At 56.0% G+C, this 17823-nt stretch carries 18 protein-coding genes; 13 read left to right on the forward strand and 5 right to left on the reverse strand.

Annotation, left to right across the window (positions count from 1 at the left end; translation table 11 throughout):
• Positions 1-270: 270 nt before the first annotated feature.
• Both AC2IAX_RS06760 and argS read left to right on the forward strand, forming a co-directional pair.
• On the forward strand, positions 271-801 hold the full coding sequence (locus tag AC2IAX_RS06760; protein WP_494389887.1) for a pentapeptide repeat-containing protein: 531 nt from the start codon (positions 271-273) through the stop codon (positions 799-801).
• 219 nt (positions 802-1020) lie between these two features.
• A complete protein-coding gene (argS, locus tag AC2IAX_RS06765) occupies positions 1021-2775 on the forward strand; it encodes an arginine--tRNA ligase (RefSeq protein ID WP_494389888.1) in 1755 nt (584 codons plus the stop codon).
• 298 nt (positions 2776-3073) lie between these two features.
• On the opposite strand, the gene AC2IAX_RS06770 is transcribed toward argS, so the two are convergent.
• The gene (locus tag AC2IAX_RS06770) at positions 3074-4036 is read right to left on the reverse strand and encodes a glycosyltransferase family 2 protein (protein ID WP_494390307.1); all 963 of its coding nucleotides are present in this window, start codon (positions 4034-4036) and stop codon (positions 3074-3076) included.
• 350 nt (positions 4037-4386) lie between these two features.
• Positions 4387-5502: a phospho-N-acetylmuramoyl-pentapeptide-transferase gene (mraY, locus tag AC2IAX_RS06775; RefSeq protein ID WP_494389889.1), complete on the reverse strand. Its 1116-nt coding sequence runs from the start codon at positions 5500-5502 to the stop codon at positions 4387-4389.
• Positions 5503-5942: 440 nt separating this feature from the next.
• Between mraY and AC2IAX_RS06780 the strand changes: the two genes are divergently transcribed.
• On the forward strand, positions 5943-6086 hold the full coding sequence (locus AC2IAX_RS06780) for a hypothetical protein (RefSeq protein ID WP_494389890.1): 144 nt from the start codon (positions 5943-5945) through the stop codon (positions 6084-6086).
• Here the strand turns inward: AC2IAX_RS06780 and ftsH2 are convergent.
• Positions 6083-7975 (reverse strand): ATP-dependent zinc metalloprotease FtsH2, encoded by a 1893-nt coding sequence (ftsH2, locus tag AC2IAX_RS06785; RefSeq protein WP_494389891.1) that lies wholly within the window; start codon positions 7973-7975, stop codon positions 6083-6085. The two genes, AC2IAX_RS06780 and ftsH2, sit on opposite strands and share 4 nt — an antisense overlap.
• A 608-nt stretch (positions 7976-8583) precedes the next feature.
• Between ftsH2 and AC2IAX_RS06790 the strand changes: the two genes are divergently transcribed.
• The 4 genes from AC2IAX_RS06790 (at position 8584) to AC2IAX_RS06805 (ending at position 12133) form a co-directional block, all read left to right on the forward strand.
• Positions 8584-9138, forward strand: a complete 555-nt coding sequence (locus tag AC2IAX_RS06790; protein ID WP_099534972.1) for a late competence development ComFB family protein — start codon at positions 8584-8586, stop codon at positions 9136-9138.
• Between the two features lie 193 nt (positions 9139-9331).
• Entirely contained in the window at positions 9332-9988 is a 657-nt protein-coding gene (locus AC2IAX_RS06795) for a sigma-70 family RNA polymerase sigma factor (protein ID WP_099534973.1), read from the forward strand.
• 384 nt (positions 9989-10372) lie between these two features.
• Positions 10373-11020: an anti-sigma factor family protein gene (locus AC2IAX_RS06800; protein WP_190355620.1), complete on the forward strand. Its 648-nt coding sequence runs from the start codon at positions 10373-10375 to the stop codon at positions 11018-11020.
• Between the two features lie 573 nt (positions 11021-11593).
• A complete protein-coding gene (locus AC2IAX_RS06805; RefSeq protein ID WP_099534975.1) occupies positions 11594-12133 on the forward strand; it encodes a COP23 domain-containing protein in 540 nt (179 codons plus the stop codon).
• A 120-nt stretch (positions 12134-12253) separates the two neighbouring features.
• Here the strand turns inward: AC2IAX_RS06805 and tatC are convergent, their stop codons facing one another.
• The gene (gene tatC / locus AC2IAX_RS06810) at positions 12254-13051 is read right to left on the reverse strand and encodes a twin-arginine translocase subunit TatC (protein WP_494389892.1); all 798 of its coding nucleotides are present in this window, start codon (positions 13049-13051) and stop codon (positions 12254-12256) included.
• 136 nt (positions 13052-13187) lie between these two features.
• Here tatC and AC2IAX_RS06815 point away from each other — a divergent pair, with 136 nt between their 5' ends.
• A complete protein-coding gene (locus AC2IAX_RS06815; protein WP_494389893.1) occupies positions 13188-14273 on the forward strand; it encodes an ABC transporter permease in 1086 nt (361 codons plus the stop codon).
• A 28-nt stretch (positions 14274-14301) separates the two neighbouring features.
• Here the strand turns inward: AC2IAX_RS06815 and AC2IAX_RS06820 are convergent, their stop codons facing one another.
• Entirely contained in the window at positions 14302-14889 is a 588-nt protein-coding gene (locus AC2IAX_RS06820) for a PAP/fibrillin family protein (protein ID WP_494390308.1), read from the reverse strand.
• A gap of 152 nt (positions 14890-15041) precedes the next feature.
• Between AC2IAX_RS06820 and AC2IAX_RS06825 the strand changes: the two genes are divergently transcribed.
• The 5 genes from AC2IAX_RS06825 to AC2IAX_RS06845 all read left to right on the forward strand — a co-directional run bounded on the left by AC2IAX_RS06825 (position 15042) and on the right by AC2IAX_RS06845 (position 17558).
• Complete coding sequence (locus tag AC2IAX_RS06825; protein WP_234407086.1) at positions 15042-15275, forward strand: DUF3134 domain-containing protein; 234 nt, start codon at positions 15042-15044, stop codon at positions 15273-15275.
• Between the two features lie 157 nt (positions 15276-15432).
• Positions 15433-15630, forward strand: coding sequence for a 50S ribosomal protein L35 (gene rpmI / locus AC2IAX_RS06830; RefSeq protein ID WP_494389894.1), 198 nt, complete (start codon positions 15433-15435; stop codon positions 15628-15630).
• A 126-nt stretch (positions 15631-15756) separates the two neighbouring features.
• A complete protein-coding gene (gene rplT, locus AC2IAX_RS06835) occupies positions 15757-16116 on the forward strand; it encodes a 50S ribosomal protein L20 (protein WP_099534980.1) in 360 nt (119 codons plus the stop codon).
• Between the two features lie 265 nt (positions 16117-16381).
• Positions 16382-16900 (forward strand): tetratricopeptide repeat protein, encoded by a 519-nt coding sequence (locus tag AC2IAX_RS06840; protein ID WP_099534981.1) that lies wholly within the window; start codon positions 16382-16384, stop codon positions 16898-16900.
• A gap of 160 nt (positions 16901-17060) precedes the next feature.
• Positions 17061-17558: a hypothetical protein gene (locus tag AC2IAX_RS06845; protein WP_494389895.1), complete on the forward strand. Its 498-nt coding sequence runs from the start codon at positions 17061-17063 to the stop codon at positions 17556-17558.
• The last annotated feature ends 265 nt before the right edge of the window (positions 17559-17823 follow it).

Consider the following 17823-nt stretch of genomic DNA (forward strand, 5'->3'; position numbering starts at 1 on the left):
GATCGCCCCTGTGGTTCCCTGTGGTGATCCCTGTGTTGCCCTTGACCGAAACCCCATTGATGACCTTGATCGCATTGATGACCGGTCACGATCGAGCCAGCCAGGGCCAACAACAATTGGAACAAGCGTAAAACTCGCATGGGTTGGAACTCTGGGGGACACCGATAAGCATCCTAGCGCGATCGTTCCCTGCCATTACAGCCGTTTCACCGATGTCTGCCTAAGGCGCGCACCTTGTCCATCCTTGCCGATTTGCCGAGAGGTCAACCCATGAAAACGTCCCACAAAACTTGGACTGCCGCGATCACCTTCCTACTGGCAGGCAGCTTGGCCAGCGTGGCCTGGGCCCAAAACACCACCGATCCCCAGCAGTTCATCAGCGGCAGCGCCCGCAGTTGCCAAGGTTGCGATCTTCAGGAAGCCAACCTCAGCGGCATCAGTCGGGTTAATGCGCGGCTGCGTCAGGCCCAACTGCAACTGGCCAATCTTGCCGACAGCAACTTCGAGGGCAGCTACTTCACCTGCGCCAACTTGACCAGCGCCAACCTGCGCAACACCAAGCTGCGATTTGCCAATTTTGTGGATGCCAATCTCAGCGGAACCGATCTGCGTGGCGCAGATCTGCGCAATGTGGACTTGGGCGGGGCGATCGTGGACGAAAATACCAACTTTGAAGGGGCCAACCTTGAAGGGGCCAAGCTTTGGGATTCTGCAACCCTCTATCGCTCCGGTGTCGATTTACGGCGGATTCCTCGCAACGTTGAAGGCGATCTGGAGCGGGTGCGCTGCCGGAATCGCTAGATCCCATCGCCTAAGCAACAGGAACTAACCCCATCTCCAGGGCCCCTAGCCAACAGAATCCGACGAGAAGGCGGCCTGGCCCTCCCCAATTCCAGTAAAATCTTCTATTGCCCTTTGCTCTTCGCGCGCGGGGAACTCCACGTTTGGCCGCGGCCGAACGCCCCGCGCCTTATCTTGTGGGCGAGATTTTTTTTCTGGAAACCGTTCCCCTTTTTGCCGGTGAAAGACGCGATCGCCCGCCTTCGTTCAGCCCTGGAAACCGCCCTGGTCCAAGCCTTTGGCCCGGAGTTGGTTGGCACGGATCCGATGCTGGTTCCGGCCAGCAATCCCAAATTTGGGGATTACCAAGCCAATGTGGCCCTGTCCTTAGCAAAACAGTGGGGCAAGCCGCCGCGCGAGGTAGCCAGCGCGATCGTGGCGGCCTTGGCGATCGAGGATTTCTGCGCCCCCCCCACCATTGCGGGGCCGGGCTTCATTAATCTGACCCTCAAGGCCGATTACCTGTTGGGGCAATTGCGATCGAGCCAAGGGAGCGATCGACTGGGCATTGACCCCGTAGCGCAACCGCAGCGCATTTTGGTGGACTTTTCCAGCCCCAACATTGCCAAGGAAATGCATGTGGGCCATTTGCGCTCCACGATCATTGGCGATGTGCTGGCCCGGGTTTTGGAGTTTTTGGGCCACGATGTGTTGCGGCTGAACCATGTGGGCGATTGGGGCACGCAGTTTGGGATGTTAATCACCCACCTGCGGGAAGTGGCTCCGGAAGCCCTCACCAATGCCAACGCGATCGACCTGGGAGACCTGGTGGCGTTCTATCAAAAAGCGAAAAAGCGATTTGATGAAGACGAGGATTTCAAAGAGCGATCGCGCCAAGAGGTTGTGCGCTTGCAGGGCGGCGATCCCGACAGTCGCCGCGCCTGGCAATTACTCTGCGATCAATCCCGGCGAGAGTTCCAAAAAATCTACGATCTGCTTGATATTCAACTCACGGAACGGGGGGAATCGTTCTATAACCCCCTGTTGTCGGAGGTGGTGAGCGCCTTGGAAGCGGCGGGCCTGCTGGTGGAAGATGCGGGGGCCCGCTGCGTGTTCTTGGACGGTTTTGTGAATAAGGACGGAAACCCGCTGCCCCTAATTGTTCAAAAGTCTGACGGGGGCTACAACTACGCCACAACGGATTTGGCCGCCATTCGTTATCGCACCACCCAAGACCAGGCCGATCGCGTTATTTACGTCACCGATTCGGGGCAAGCAAACCACTTTGCCCAGGTGTTTCAGGTGGCCGAGCGGGCGGGCTGGGTTCCGGCGGGAGTCGAGCTGGTGCATGTGCCCTTTGGTTTGGTGTTGGGCGAGGACGGCAAAAAGCTGAAGACTCGATCGGGGGATACACCCAAGCTGAAGGATTTGTTGACGGAGGCGATCGAGCGATCGCGGGCCGATTTGGCGCAGCGGTTGCAGTCGGAAGATCGCAGTGAATCCCCCGAGTTCATTGAGCAGGTGGCGCAAATTGTCGGACTCAGCGCGGTGAAGTACGCGGACTTGTCCCAAAACCGCACCAGTAGCTATGCCTTTAGCTACGACAAAATGTTGGCGCTGCAGGGCAACACAGCACCCTATATGCTCTATGCCTATGCCCGGATCCAAAGCATTAGTCGCAAGGGTGAAATCGATTTTCAAAACTTGGACAGTGCCGAATTAACCCTCAGTGATGAGAGTGAATGGGCATTGCTGAAACATATTTTGCGACTGGATGAAGTTCTAGAGGCGATCGCGGCGGAACTCATGCCCAATCGTCTCTGTGAATATCTTTTTGAATTGAGCAAAAAGTTCAACAAATTCTATGATCGCTGCCCGGTTTTGAATGCCACAGAACCCGATCGCACCTCCCGCTTAGTGCTCTGTGATGCCACGGCACGCACCCTGAAACTGGGATTGAATTTGTTGGGGATTGCAGTGCTCGATCGAATCTAACTCGATCAAGCCTAAGAGGATATTTAAAAGGCGATCACTGCTGTCTTTTGAACTGCATTAACCTGAATCTCATGAACCAATGAAGACAAGGGGCTTAAGCCCCTTGCCCCGTGGCGATTCGGTGAAGACAAGGGGCTTAGGCCCCTTACCCCGTGGCGATTCGGTGAAGACAAGGGGCTTAAGCCCCTTGCCCCGTGGCGATTCGGTGCTTAGCAATTATCCAAGGCACTCCCCAAAAATCCTCGGAGCTAATGAGATGGGTTGTCTCAGAAGCCAACCCAAAAGGTTAAACAACAGCTCATTTCAACGCCTCAAATGGCTCAATCCAGTCCGCCCGATCGGGCAATTGGGCCTGAGCTTGCCCACGCCAACGCTCGCGACTGCCTAACAGTTCAATCGGCGTTGACAGGACATCGAGCAGGGAGCTTTTTTTAAACAGCCAGCGCCCAATGGCAATGGGCAACTCCCGCAGGCTCCAGCGCACCCAACGACGCAATTCCTGGCGAGCCGATCGACGACGCATCAGGGGCACACCATGCAACTGGTGTAGGTAGCGATTAGAGCGGCCATAGCGTCGCCATTGACTGGCAAATTCCTGCCAGGTGGCCCGATGGCGATGTTCCACAATGGCCCCCGGCGCAAAGGCGATCGCCCACTCCGTGGCCTGTTGCATCCGCCAACACAAATCCGCATCGCCTCCGGTGGTCAGGTAAGGACGAAACAGTCCGATCGCCTGGAAAACTGCTCGCCGCACCGCCAGGTTCGCCGTTTGGCCATAGGGCAAGAAGGGATGGTCGATCGTGTGTTTTTGCGAGAGGGTTTCTTGGCGATCGGCATAGCGTTCTAGCAGGGTATGGCCCGGCAGGGCCGTGATTTCGCCAGCCACCATCCCGATCGCGGAATCGGCAAAATCTCCAATCAGCGATCGCAGCCATTGCGGTCGAGGGCGACAGTCCGCATCCGTAAACACCAGAATTTCCCCCCGCGCTGCTCGAATCCCCCGGTTCCGCGCCGCATAGGACGACTGAATCGTCAATTCCTGGAGGGGGTGCAGTGCCCATCCCCGATCGCTAGCCATTTGCTGGGCCCGCTGCAGCCAGTCCCAGGAGCGATCGCCGCTGCGATTGTCCACCAGAATAAATTCCACCTGTTTGGGGGGATAGTCCTGAGCCAACAGGCAATCGACCAAGGGAGGCAAGTCCGCCTCACCGTTGTAGATCGGCACAATCACGGACACCATGGGCCAAGACTCCGGCTCCATGGCAACGGTCGATCGCTCCGTTGCACTCACCGGTTTCCTCGAATCCAGATCAGAATCGTCCATGCTTGCTAGAACGCCAAGGAACATCCAAAAATCATGCGGCTTACTCAGTTGGCTTGATCCTCTGACTCACTCCGCTGGCTCATCAATCCATCGGCCCCATCGGTCAGGCGATCACCACAGCCCCGGCAGCTTGCCCCCTTCAGGATACTGTTGAGTTTGCCATTCCACGGGATGATTGCCCAAGAAAAAACGGGGCCATGGGCCCCGCAATTTCAGGCGTTTCTGAGGGTTTAGGTCTTAGATGGCGGGGAATTACCAGGGACTGAATCAGCCGCAACCAATAATCGTTATCGCCACCAAAGTCCCAGCGTGCCGAGGGCAGCCGCCACCAGATAAAACGTGGAAACTACTTGCAATTCTGACCAGCCGGAAAGTTCAAAATGGTGGTGCAGCGGAGCCATCTTGAAGAGCCGCTTGCCCTTGCCGTCCGGGCCTTTGGTGGCTTTGTAATAGCTCACCTGCAACACCACCGAGAGGGTTTCCGCCAAGAACACCCCGCCAACAATGGCCAAACTCCAAAGCGAGTGGGTCAACAGGGCCACGGCAGCCAACGCACCGCCAAGGGCCAAAGATCCCGTATCGCCCATAAACACGCGAGCTGGATTGCGGTTATAGGCCAAAAAACCCAGGCAGGCTCCAGACAGGCAAGCGCAGAAAAGACCCAGCGCCGGAGAAGTGGGGTAAACAATCGCGCCCAAGCTCAAGAGGGCGATCGCCCCGGTGCCGCCCGCCAGTCCATCCAAGCCGTCGGTGAGGTTCGTAGCGTTGCTTTCCGCCACCAGGGTGAACCAGCCGATCGGGAAAAACAAAATTCCCAAGGGCAGCACAAACCCCAAGGGCAAGGCCACAGTGGTTAAATCCCAGGATTTTGTCAGCCCCAACCAGAGGCAAAACAACCCACCAAACAGCACTTGCAGCGCCAGCTTTTGGCGCGGGGTAATGCCTTTATTCGATTTACGACGCAAGACCTGCCAATCGTCAATCCAACCAATGAAACCATAGGCCAGGGTCAAGGCTCCCACCGCCAGTGCATCGGCCCACTGGGAACCAGACCAACCACAACCTATTCCTAGAAGTAGGGTCAGAATCACGGCCGTGGGCACAAAGAAGATGCCGCCCATGGTGGGGGTTCCCGCTTTCACAAAGTGGGATTGGGGGCCATCTTCTCGAATCACCTGGCCGGTTTTGAGACGGCGCAACAGGGGCACTACCCAAGACCCGATCGCGGCGGTCACAGCGGCGGCTGTCACCAGCGGCAAGGTGAGCGATTCGAGGCCATAGGGCGATCGCCCAGACAGGCCGTCGATTGTCACTGCGGCAGCGCTCAGGCAACCCGTCAGCAGCAAAAATAGCTGCGTGCCGGTTAGTGCAAAGGATTTTTGAACTGGAAATTTAGCATCCACGACAAAACCAGTAACTCACTCGTCACACCACACACACACCATCTGTCCAAGCATCGCTTCTATCTGTGCCGCATTCCCGATTTAACTTTTTTCATCATTCCCTGACTCCCCGGAGGTAGACCCTGGGTATCGCGTGAATGGATGGGTGTTAACGGTGTTGCAGCAGGGGCGATAACGATGTTAGGAAACCGCGCTGAGGGGCTAAAACCATGACCCGTTTGATTAGATACGGGATGGGCAACCTTAGGCGCTCATTAAAGCACGAATCCTGATGATCGGCGATCCGCTCCTTGGAATTCCGAACCCGGATCGACTGGCAAAATCCTCATCAAAAATCCATTAAGAATTGTTGTGGCACAGGATCGACCAATTGCCAATACTGGATTTGGATCCTGAACGGCTGATCCCGACTGCTCGAAAAACCCAGTCGATCACTCCTGTTGGCCAATCACGCCAAGGTGTTGCTCGGGGCGATCGGGCAAGTGATCCTGCAAAAAAGCCGAGAGCGATCGCCCCATGGGTCAATCGCTCCCGGTCATTTCACTGAGATTGTGGCTTACGTCCTCAAGGTTGGCTCAGCCTAAAACACCAACTGGGTTGAGGCCTGTTCCTTGTCCGGAATCGTGGTGTATTCAGCCAGAATTTGGCGGAACTCATCACCATCGATCGTTTCCTTTTCCACCAGCAGATCCACCAGGCGATCGATCGCCGTCCGGTTTTCGCGCACGATCCGCTTGGCTTCCAGATAACAGTGATCCACGATGGAACGCACTTGGGCATCCACCCGGGCTGCGATCTCTTCGGAATAGTCCGATCGGGTCAGCCAATCACGCCCTAAGAACACCTCAGACGATTGGGTCTCCAGGGAAATCGGGCCAATGTCCGACATCCCAAAGCGCGTCACCATTTGGCGAGCCATGTTGGCCACCTGTTGCAGGTCGCCGCCGGCCCCGGTCGTCACTTCCGCGTCACCGAAGATCACGTCTTCCGCCGCACGACCGCCCAAAGCACCGGAGATCCGAGCCATGATTTGCGATCGCGAAATCAGCATCTGATCTTCGCTGGGGGTGAACCAGGTCAGACCGCGCGCTTGACCACGGGGGATCAAGGTCACCTTCTGAACAGGGTCATGGTTCTTGAGCAGAGTCCCGACGATCGCATGGCCAATTTCGTGGTAAGCGATCAGGCGCTTGCTCTTACTATCCACCAGGGGCGTGCCTTCCATCCCGGCAATCACCCGATCGACCGCATCATCGATTTCCTGCATCGTGATTGCGTCCTTGCGGCGACGCGCCGTCAAGATCGCTGCTTCGTTCAGCAGGTTCGACAGGTCAGCCCCCGTAAAGCCAGGAGTCCGACGGGCGATCACTTCCAGGGAAATTTCATCCGCCAGCTTTTTGTTGCGGGCATGAACGTTCAGGATTTCCACCCGGCCCTTCACATCCGGCGCATCCACCGTCACCTGGCGATCGAACCGGCCCGGTCGCAGCAGGGCCGAATCCAACACATCCGGGCGGTTGGTCGCTGCGATCACGATGATCCCCGTGTTGCCCTCAAAGCCGTCCATTTCGGTCAGCATTTGGTTCAGGGTTTGTTCACGCTCATCGTTACCGCCGCCGATGCCTGCGCCCCGTTGGCGACCCACCGCATCAATTTCATCAATGAAGATGATGCAGGGAGCGTTTTCCTTAGCTTTTTTGAACAGGTCGCGCACGCGGGAAGCACCCACGCCCACGAACATTTCCACAAATTCCGAACCGGAGATGCTGAAGAACGGCACACCAGCTTCTCCAGCGATCGCCTTGGCCAGCAGGGTTTTACCGGTTCCCGGAGGGCCCACCAACAGCACGCCTTTCGGAATTCGTGCGCCCACCGCCGTAAAGCGTTCCGGCTTCTTCAGGAAGGTCACAACCTCTTGCAGTTCTTCCTTGGCCTCGTCCACGCCGGCCACGTCATCAAACATCACGCCGGTTTTGGCTTCCATCTGGAACCGGGCCCGCGACTTGCCAAATTGCATGGCTTGGCCAGGGCCACCGGGAACGTTGTTCGATCGCCGGAACAGGAAAAACAACCCCGACAGCAACAAAATCGGGAACACCAAATTCCCCAGGAGACCCCACAGGGCCCCATCGTTGCGCATCGGGTGCGAATCCAGGTTCACCCCGGCTTCGCGCAGCTTGGCAATCAAGTCTGGCGCGGCCACGGGCAAGTCAACCCGCAAACGCTGAAGACGACCATCCAGTTCGGGATCGACAGCCTCGACAATCGCCGTGCGGCCGCCCTCATACAGGTCAACTTCAACAATCCGGCCCGCGTCCAAATATTCTAAAAAGCGGCCGTAGGTCATCCGGGTATTCGCCGCGTTTTTACCCATGTCTGCTGTGGGGCCCGAAACTGCGCCCTGCCATAGGAAAAACCCTACGATCAGGACGGGCAACGTCCACAGCAGCGCGACTCTCCAAGAGAATTTCATCTGATGAGTTGCCCCTCAATCAATGCCTGTTATGTGCCTGTTATGCGGCTCGGGCGATCCCGAGTCTTAACCAAATGTAACTTACTGTTAAGCAGCCAGCAACCGAACTCAGTTTGGTTCGGTTCCGGTGGTGGCCCGTGGCGATCGGGGAACTTGCTCCAAAACCACTGCCATGACTGGGTTTGATGCCTTGAGGAGCGAGTGACAATTACTTAGCGGGCGATCGCCGTCCTGCCGTTCCCTGAGATTGAGGGGGAAACCAGCAAGGTTAAATGGGAGCGAGGTAGCCATCGGCCGTAGGGTTAAGTTGGCAAACGTCAAATGAGCAGCGGAAAATTGTGAAAGAATGGCCACCCCAAAATGGTGATTAAAAAAGGTGATTAAAAAAATGGTGACGGACAACATTTGCCTCTAGATTAGATTTCTAGATCAAATCGTTTCTAGACCGGCGTGAGTGGCTACGGCAAAACATCACACCGCACCTCCAAATCATCATTACGTCTTGAGGGAGGGATTAGGCCGCTGGCTTTCCGCGCATACTTTACCCTGTTTATAAGTCCCGTCAATCTGACCCCGACTGACCTCGAATCCTGGTATCACGCAGAGTTATGAGCATCGAAAAAATTGTTGAACAAGCGTTACGCGATGGCTATTTGACTCCGGCCATGGAAGCGGAAGTGGGGCGGATTTGCGATACAGCTTCCGAGTTATCGATCGAGGAGTATATGGCTCTCGATCGATTGATGGGTGCATTGCTGACTGGTGAAGTGGTTGTGCTGCCGCGCAAGCAATTTATCAACGTCATGGAAGAGTTGGTGCTCACGGAGGCCATTACCCGAGTCGCGGAAATTGAAACCACCAGCGATCGGGCTTTGGATGTGGGCGATATTGCTGCCTATGCCCTCAATCGCTTGCCGCCCCTCTATGCCACCACCGAGGAGGGAGCCAACTACCAACGCCAACGGGCCAAGGAACAGCTCCAAGACCTGATTGCCAGCCAGGTGAACGAAGCCATTGTTCACAGCCAATCCAAGCCGGAATTCTTCCCGGAACGGCAACCCCTTGGCAAGCCCAGCGGCGATGTGCTCTCGCAAGTTAGCGCCCTGTTGCAATCTTCGGCCCCGGCCTTCGAGGCCGATGTGCCCGGTAGTACCAAACGCTAGGCCCCGGTTATTCAATTCGTTTTGCCCGTCGCTGCTGGTTCTCAGTCCAGCGACGGGTTGTCACTAGCCGCCAAAGCTTGCGCCAGAACGGGTGATTTTAGACCCGAGCGATCGCAAAATCCTTAAGCCAGGAACTCTGAAGACCACCCCCGCGTCTGGAAAGCATGGGATATCCATCAACCCAGATGCGCGTATGAGCTACTCCCCGCCCGTGCCCTGGTCCAAGATCGAGGCCGCCTTGCCCCAAACGCCTGTGCCGCCTCAGAAATTATCAAGCGCTGATTTGGTGCTGCGTTGCCAAGCAGGCTTGCAGCCCGATCGGGCTGCTTTTTCAGAACTGCTGCGGCGCTACCAGCCCCATGTGGATCGCGTGCTGTATCACCTTGCGCCGGACTGGTCCGATCGGGCAGACCTCGCGCAGGAGGTGTGGTTGCGGGTCTATCGCCACCTCCACCGCCTCAAGGAGCCAGAAAAGTTCCGGGGCTGGTTAAGCCGCATTGCCACCAATTTGTTCTATGACGAATTGCGCAAACGGAAGCGCGATCGGGCCCCCGTCTCCTTAGATGCCACGCGGCAACTGGACGATGGCGAACTGGATTGGGAAATTGCCTCCCCTGACCCCAGCCCCGAAGAGAACCTGTCCTCGCAAGAGTTCTATGAGAAGCTGCGAGAGGCGATCGCCGATTTGCCTGAAGCCTTCCGCACCACGATCATTCTGCGGGAAATTGAAGATTTGCCCTACGAGCAAATTGCGGAAATGACCGGGGTTTCATTGGGCACAGTGAAATCGCGAATTGCTCGGGCCCGGGCCCGCTTGCAAACGCAACTGCAAAATTACCTCAATCACTAGTGCTGAGCCATTGATCCCAATGGACTAAGCCAGTGGTTTGAGTGGGGACTTGAATTGGGATTTAAATTGGGGGTTTGAATTGCGGAGAAGTTTGCGGTTATATTCGCTACTCCGTATACTCAAAAATCGGTTTGAATCGGTAAAGTTCCGGTTGCTTGGATGTTCACATCAGAACTTGCCAAATACCCAAGAAAAAACCGAGCGAAGTCATCAGGAAATCAGCGATCGAATGCTGATCATTGAAAGAGTTTCAGGGTAGAAATCTCGGTTCCTAAAGATTTAGACTAAAGCTGGAACCAATTAGCAGGTTCCCGGGTCGTGTGTGATTGAACGGTGTGTCGCGAGTGCTGTTGTGATTGGTTTGTTAAGGGCTGTGGTGCTGCTATGACTTCTGAAATGCGTCCCCATGGACAAGACCCTGATTGGTCCGAAGCGTTCTGGTCTCGGGTTGCGGCATCGGATTCTGATCGCAGCCTCAACCAAGACCTAGACGGCGATCGCCTAGAGCAGGATTACCTCGATCCAAACTCTGACCCTGCGATTACGGAATCTTGGGGTTCGGGTTCCCCCATTGGCCTTGAGCAGTTTGAGTTGCTCAGTGCTTATCTCGATGATGAAGTCACCCCTGAAGAGCGGCAACAGGTTGAAGCCTGGTTGGCTACGGATTCAGCGGTGCAACAGGTTTTTAGAACGATGGGTGGTTTGAGTCGATCGATCACTCAGATCCCAGTGCCCGCTGCGGCCCCGATCGAGCAAACGGTGCAAGGCGTGTTGGCCAAGCTCGATCGCCGGAAACAGCGCCTGCAATGGGTTGGTGGCTCCGCGATCGCGGCGGTGGTGACGGCGGCCTTGGCTTCCATCAGCACGGGCTGGCAGGAACCAAGCTGGCAAATGGCGAGCTACCGATCGACTCCTGAGCAGTCCTTGGCCTTGTCTAGCCAATCGCCAACGCTGGCCCCCACGGAGCCGGCCGCTTCGCCCACTGGTCAAACGCCGCGATCGGTGGTCGATCGCGCTCTGATCATCGAATAGGCGGCCCCAACTGAACAGCCCTCGGATCGGCATTGCGCCCCTGTGGTGTTTTGCCGATTCTTTTGATTAAGTTGCTTCCTCGCTTTACTCAAGAGTCGATCACGTTAGAGGATGTTTGAAAAGTATCTTTTGGCCTGTGCCAAACACCCATAGTTGTGGGGGCAAGATGCTCAAGCCCCTTGTCTAAGTCGAGCACTGGAGCGGACAGAGTAGCAATTTTGGCTTTTCAGACATCCTCTTAGGGATCTGTGACCATAAGCCGCTGTCCTTTGGATTTTGAGGCCCCAGTTTTAAGATCCCTGGGAGCTTTTTGGGGTTTTAGCACGTCGGAAGAACTATCAACGACATGCCGTTCATGCGGTGCTGCTCATGCAGTGCCGAACCCCGCTGCTCTCAGCCAATACCCCTCAGTCATGGCGCTTCGTAAGCCGTCCAATGTTCTGACCTGATCCCAAAGAGCTACGGTTTGCTGTTCGCTCCACAGACTTGAATGCCCGAATATTCCTCGGTATACAGTCAAACTTAACGCCAAGTCATCCTCACAGTACGGGGTTTTAGACCCAGGAGTTTTCGATGAAGTCAGCTATGAAATGGGCGATCGCAGGTTTAGTGGCCCTCAACCTGCCTTGGATGACCGCCGAAACCGCCAGAGCCGGTGCAATTAAATCCTTAGCCTCCTTCCAATGCCAACAGGTCAATGGCTATTACGCCACCGTGGCCGTTCAGCGCAACGGGCGCACAGCTCCGGTCATTGCCTGGACCAGTGAAGAATTTAGCGATGCGGGCTACACCCCCCAGCGCCGTTGCGGCGAAGTCACCAGCCGGTTAAACGGTGTACTGCGAGAGAACGGTAATCGCCTCAGTAATATCTACTTAACCGTGGGCCGGGTGAATAGTCACACGGTGGTTTGTAGTGTGGGCAACATGCGATCGGGCTGCAATCGCAACAACGTGCTTTTTACCCTCAGCCAAACCAACCGCCGATCGAACGATCCCCGTGAAGTGTTGGAGCGACTGTTTAACACGCGCGTTCTAAGCAGCGGCAACCCGGTACAGGAATCGGGTGGCCAACCCTACGTGAACTTGGAAAGTTTGGTGAATCAGCTTTTTTAGGTCGCTTTTTTTAGGCTCCTCGCAAGATGGGCGGCCCTCAACGTGGAGCGCAGGGGAAATACCCCGACAGAATCAAGACCCCAATTCACGACCCAATTCACGACCCAATTCACGACCCAATTAACGACCCAGCAAGCGCAACACCCCAACACCACTGAAGTACAAGCCAAGGACTGCACCACTCAAGAGTCCCTGGGTCAGGGGATCGGTGGAGGGAGTCAGCACCGCGCCCAGGATCACCGCGCCCAACAACACGTAGCGCCACCCCGCCAGCATTTGCCCGGAGGAAACCACGCCCAATAAACCCAGCATCACTTGCAAAACGGGTATTTGGAAGGTGAGGGCCGTGCTGAAGAGCAAAAGCAGCACAAATTTAAAGTATTTCTCGATCGACCAGGCCTGTTCGACCACATCGCCGCCATAGCTCACGAAGAAGTTGAGGGCCGCTGGCACAAGGGCTTGGTAACCAAACACTAGCCCCATGATGAACAGGACGCTGGAGCCAACAACGGCGGGCAGCACCAACCGTCGCTCGCGCCGGGTGAGGCCGGGCAGAACGAACTGAATGATCTGGTAAAGGATATAGGGGGTTGCCAGCAGCAAGCCCGAATAGCCAGTGACCTCGATCGAAACAAAGAAAAATTCACCGGGTGTCAGTTGCAGGAACTTCACCCCATTGGCCGGCGCTTCCAACAGCCGCACGATCGGCCGGACAAAGACGAAGCAAACGCCCATCGCCAACGCCACCACCCCCAAGGCCGCAAAGAGGCGCGATCGCAACTCCTCTAGGTGCTCAAAAAGGGACATTTCCACTTCATCGGGCAGCTCATCATTGGGGTCGATCGGGTCGATCGGCTCGGGCAACGGCATGGCCGGCGGGGTGATGTGGGGCTGGTCGAGGTCAGAGGAAGCGGTCATAGGGGAAGGAAAAATGGGGCGATCAAGGCGGTGAGGCTGGGCAGCGCCGGACGGCCGGGAAAACCCGCTGGGGCTGGTCAGTTAAAATTGGTCAGCACAGATTCATTTCTTAACATTCTAAGGGGCCTCCGTAACGATGAAATGGTGGCAAAAGCTGAGGGGAAGTCCGCTGGCACGCTGGGGCGCGATCGTGCTCGGATTGCTTTACACCGTTGCCCTGTTTGCGGAGTTTGTGGCTCCCTATGACCCCTACAGCGTCCAAGCGCAGGGGGCCCTGCTGCCACCCACGGTGATTCATTGGCAGGATCAGGCTGGGCAGTTTTTGGGGCCCCATGTTTATCCCACGACGTTGGGGGCGACGGATTTGCAGACGGGCGATCGCCCCTTGCTTGTGGATCGATCGCAGCCTTCCCGATTGCGCCTGCTGACGACGGGCCCTGAATACCACCTTTGGGGACTAATTCCCGCTCGACGGCATCTATTTGGCACCGATGGGCCCGGGCGCTGGAATTTGCTGGGAACCGATGAGCAAGGGCGCGATCAGTTCAGTCGCTTGGTCTATGGCAGCCGCATCAGCCTCAGCATTGGGCTGGTGGGAATTGCGATTTCCTTCCCGATCGGGCTGTTGGTTGGCGGCATTTCCGGCTACTTTGGCGGCTGGATTGACAGCACAATCATGCGGCTCACGGAAGTGCTGATGACCATTCCGGGCATTTACCTGCTGGTGGCTTTGGCCGCCGTTTTGCCCCCCGGTCTCAGCAGTGCCCAGCGGTTCTTCCTGATTGTGGCGATCACATCCTTCATCAGTTGGTCGGGGCTGGCACGGGTAATTCGCGGCCAGGTGTTGTCCATCAAGGAGCGGCCCTTCGTGCAGGCGGCCCGAGCCATGGGAGCAGGAACCCTACGCATTGTGGTGTTGCATGTGTTGCCTCAAACCGCCACCTACACAATCATTTCCGCAACTCTGGCCGTGCCGAGTTTTATTGTGGCGGAATCGGTGTTGAGCTTGGTGGGCCTGGGGATTCAGCAGCCGGATCCTTCCTGGGGTAATCTGCTGTCGTTGGGAACCAATGCTTCGATTTTGACCTTGCAGCCTTGGTTGGTTTGGCCCCCGGCGATCGCGGTGGTGCTGACGGTGCTGTCCTTTAACCTGTTGGGCGATGGGCTACGGGATGCATTGGATCCGCGCAGCACGGAGCGATCGAGCCGCTTGAGTGAATAGCTGTTGCTTAACTCTTGGGGCAAAAAACCTAGACTCGCCGCAACACAAACACACTCCCTTCATTGCCCCGACCAATTCGCAAATCATCATCCAGATAGGTCACGTCTAACCAGCCCTGTTGCTGGACGGGGTTGAGGGTGAAATTCAGCGATCGAAACTGATCGCCCTGTTCAGCCCGATCGACCCAATCGGTAATTTGGCGATAGTTCGCTAGGCGCTGGGAACCCACCACAATGCGCTGAAACCGCACCGCCACCCGCGCTGCCGACAGGGCCTCAAACCGGGCCGCCACCGCCACATAGCCCTCCAGCCAAGGGAAGTTGTTGTTGAGTTCCGCCAAGTTATAGATCGTTTGTCGATCGGGGCGAATGCATTGATAAATCGCGCCCAAGTTGGCGATCGGAGGGCGATCAATGCCCAAGAGTTCTCGACTGGTGGTGTAAAGCAATTGCCAATCGCCTGCGAGCTTCGCCGGCTGCTCGATCGGGTATGGAGTTGGGTTGCGTTCCTCCAGCCGCGTGATCAGCGCCAAAATAGCCGCCTTGTCAGAGGTCGTGGTTTTTAAACCCAAGTTTTGACCCACCAGGGCCGCAAGCAAATCTGATTTTCCCAGCATGATGAATTCAACAATCCAGTTAGGACGCGGCGGAGCGATCGTGGCACACTTGACAGGGGAGGCCTCTTGTGGAAACACTAGGATCCGCTTCCAGCCCAACCGGCCCAATCCCCTCTCAACCATATCGCTAGCAACCTATCCCTAAACTATTGATGAACACTCCTGCTTTGCGTGAAGAACCGCGCCGTGCTCGTGCGGGCGTGATCCCGGCCCAAACCAACGCTTCGATTTTGGACTGGCTGGAATCATCAGGTCGGCTGCGCGATCGCGATGAACGGGACTTTGAGTACAACGAGCGCGACGAAGAAATCGCCGATATGCTCGTGGGCGAAGAAACGGGCTACGAGCTGGATGATGACGACGACATGGCCAGCGACGAACCCTAGACCCTGTTACCCTTCAACCAATTAGCGCGATCGACCTCGGAGGCTTCATCGCCCCCAGCGCCCCCTTGACCGCATAGGTTGATCATTTACGCAATGGGGCTAGCAGTGATAGGATTTGAAATCGCGCCAACCACGCGCCCAACCCCGAGGTAAGTCCATGCCTAAACTCAAAACTCGCAAAGCTGCCGCCAAGCGCTTTCGCAAGACCGGTAGCGGTAAATTTGCCCGCCGGAGCGCCCTGCGTAGCCACCTTCTAGAAAAGAAGAGCGCTGTTCGTAAGCGTCGTTTGGCCGGTGCAGCCCTGGTGCACGAGCGCGATGCAGAAAACGTGCAACTCATGTTGCCTTATCTCTAAGCACAACATCCCCGCAGCTCTCGCCTGGGGAGGATGTCACCGCTGGTCGCCGCTATCTTGATTAGCGTTTCCTCGCTTTTCCCTTGTTTTTCTGTATTGCTTTAGTTTCAAGCAAAGTTAACCCCTATGGCACGTGTTAAGCGCGGCAATGTTGCTCGCAAACGCCGCAAAAAGATTCTGAAGCTCGCCAAGGGCTTCCGTGGTTCCCACTCGCGTCTGTTCCGCACCGCTAACCAGCAGGTGATGAAGGCTCTGCGGAGCGCCTATCGCGATCGCCGCCGCCGCAAGCGCGATTTCCGTCGCCTGTGGATTGCACGGATCAACGCCGCTGCTCGGATCAATGGCACGAGCTACAGCCAATTGGTGGGCAACCTGAAGAAGGCTGATATTCTGTTGAACCGGAAAATGCTGGCCCAGTTGGCCGTTCTGGATCCTGAAGTGTTTGGCAAGGTGGCCGAAGCCGCCAAGGCAAAAGCTGCGGGCTAAGGGTGCGATCGCTTGATTTTGCGAATCAATCCAGCCGATGGGCGCAGCTTAATTCAGCACTTTGTTCAGCAAAATGATGGCGATGGCCAGTGGTGCTCAGGCGTGATAGCAACATCGATCCTTCTGGATAGTGAGGGCGCGGGCGATCGCGCCCTTTGCTATTGATGTAGTGCTATTGATGCAGCCGCTGGTCAACGAAAAGCCCTAGCAATTTCAATTTTTTTAATTAACGAGTCCCCCTTTCAATTCTCTTGCTTTAATCCCTATGGAAGGCTCAGTTGGTATTGTCTATATTTCAATTTTGGTGGGGCTGCTGTCGATCGTGGCCTTTTTTGTACTGCGTCAGGTGTTCAAAACTCGTCGCCTAGAAAATACCCTCAGCCGCTTGCAAAAAGCCGCCAGCAGCGGGGAAGCAGGTGCTCAGGCGTTTTATGAACTGGGCAGTATTTACATGGATAAAAAAATGTATGGCCAGGCGATCGAGCAATTCCAGCGATCGCTCAAGAAAGGTGAAGAAGAATCCACCGATAACTTGGCCATTGTTTACAACGCTTTGGGATTTGCCTACGTGGCCCAAGAGCAGTTTGATTTGGCCATTCGGCAATACAAAGAAGCCGTCAAACTCAACGGCGGCTACGTGACCGCCTGGAATAACTTGGGATTTGCCTACGAGAAAAAACAACTGGTGAAGCAAGCCCTGGAAGCCTATGAAGCAGCCTTGGCGGCCGATCCCAAAAATGATGTGGCTAAGCGCCGTCTGGAGTCATTGCAAAAGCGCGCATAAAATCAACAGCAGGGGCAAGGATTCCACAGACCTTGCCCTTGTTTGTTTGTGTCGCGATGGGGTTAATCAACGGCTGTTGATGGAAATCAAAGCCTGGGAATTAAAGCCTGGGAATTAAAGCCTGCTTGCGATCTTGATTGGAAAACTTGAGGATTCGACTATGTTGGATATGTTGTCTTCCCTGCTGAAAAACCCTGCCCTGGCCGGTGGTTCCGGGGATTTGGGAGCCATGTTGCAAACCTTCCAAGCGATCAGCAGCCAAGGGGGGTTGGACTTGGCCAACACCCAAGCGGTGATGGGAATTGTGGCGAAATATTTGAAAGGGGGCTTGCAGGCTAACCAGGCGGCCAATGGTTTTGAGCAAACCCAGGCATTGGTTGATCAATTGGGCGGCACAGAACCGAATGCGGCGGCGATCGCGGCGTTTTTGGATCAACCCCAAGTGGAACAAATGCTAGGGGAAATCGAGGCCCGCACGGGGCTGCCCGCCGGGTCGATCGAACCGGTTTTGCCGATGGCTGTACCCCTGATGCTGAACTTTTTAAAGTCCAACGAGCAAGGCAATTCGCTGCTCAGTGGCTATTTAGATGGCGACGGGGATGGGGATATTGATATGTCGGATTTGATGGGCTTGGCAATGAAATACCTGAATCGCTAGGACTGGTTCGATCGCAAGCATGGCCCCCAAGATCTGTCGTCACAAGCTGGGATCAAGCAAAAACCGTTGATCTTCCAGCCCCTAACTGACCTAGACAAGGGGCTTAAGCCCCTTGTCCCCCACGATCCGCTAACGGCAGATCTAGGGTTTCAGGCGATTTGACGACAGGCCCTAAGCCCCTTGCTCCTCACGACTCGCTAGAAGTGGAATCCGAGTTTCGGGCGATTTGGCAACCGGCCATCAGCCCGGCGAGCTGGGATCAGCC

Source organism: Limnothrix sp. HT2024, from assembly GCF_059138625.1.

What these genes read in the sequence shown, in the direction of transcription:
- AC2IAX_RS06760 (WP_494389887.1), top strand. Translation starts at nt 271, where the DNA reads ATGAAAACGTCCCACAAAACTTGGACTGCCGCGATCACCTTCCTACTG.
- AC2IAX_RS06770 (WP_494390307.1), bottom strand. Translation starts at nt 4,036, where the DNA reads ATGGAGCCGGAGTCTTGGCCCATGGTGTCCGTGATTGTGCCGATCTAC.
- ftsH2 (WP_494389891.1), bottom strand. Translation starts at nt 7,975, where the DNA reads ATGAAATTCTCTTGGAGAGTCGCGCTGCTGTGGACGTTGCCCGTCCTG.
- AC2IAX_RS06790 (WP_099534972.1), top strand. Translation starts at nt 8,584, where the DNA reads ATGAGCATCGAAAAAATTGTTGAACAAGCGTTACGCGATGGCTATTTG.
- AC2IAX_RS06795 (WP_099534973.1), top strand. Translation starts at nt 9,332, where the DNA reads ATGAGCTACTCCCCGCCCGTGCCCTGGTCCAAGATCGAGGCCGCCTTG.
- AC2IAX_RS06800 (WP_190355620.1), top strand. Translation starts at nt 10,373, where the DNA reads ATGACTTCTGAAATGCGTCCCCATGGACAAGACCCTGATTGGTCCGAA.
- AC2IAX_RS06805 (WP_099534975.1), top strand. Translation starts at nt 11,594, where the DNA reads ATGAAGTCAGCTATGAAATGGGCGATCGCAGGTTTAGTGGCCCTCAAC.
- tatC (WP_494389892.1), bottom strand. Translation starts at nt 13,051, where the DNA reads ATGACCGCTTCCTCTGACCTCGACCAGCCCCACATCACCCCGCCGGCC.
- AC2IAX_RS06815 (WP_494389893.1), top strand. Translation starts at nt 13,188, where the DNA reads ATGAAATGGTGGCAAAAGCTGAGGGGAAGTCCGCTGGCACGCTGGGGC.
- AC2IAX_RS06820 (WP_494390308.1), bottom strand. Translation starts at nt 14,889, where the DNA reads ATGCTGGGAAAATCAGATTTGCTTGCGGCCCTGGTGGGTCAAAACTTG.
- AC2IAX_RS06825 (WP_234407086.1), top strand. Translation starts at nt 15,042, where the DNA reads ATGAACACTCCTGCTTTGCGTGAAGAACCGCGCCGTGCTCGTGCGGGC.
- rpmI (WP_494389894.1), top strand. Translation starts at nt 15,433, where the DNA reads ATGCCTAAACTCAAAACTCGCAAAGCTGCCGCCAAGCGCTTTCGCAAG.
- rplT (WP_099534980.1), top strand. Translation starts at nt 15,757, where the DNA reads ATGGCACGTGTTAAGCGCGGCAATGTTGCTCGCAAACGCCGCAAAAAG.
- AC2IAX_RS06840 (WP_099534981.1), top strand. Translation starts at nt 16,382, where the DNA reads ATGGAAGGCTCAGTTGGTATTGTCTATATTTCAATTTTGGTGGGGCTG.
- AC2IAX_RS06845 (WP_494389895.1), top strand. Translation starts at nt 17,061, where the DNA reads ATGTTGGATATGTTGTCTTCCCTGCTGAAAAACCCTGCCCTGGCCGGT.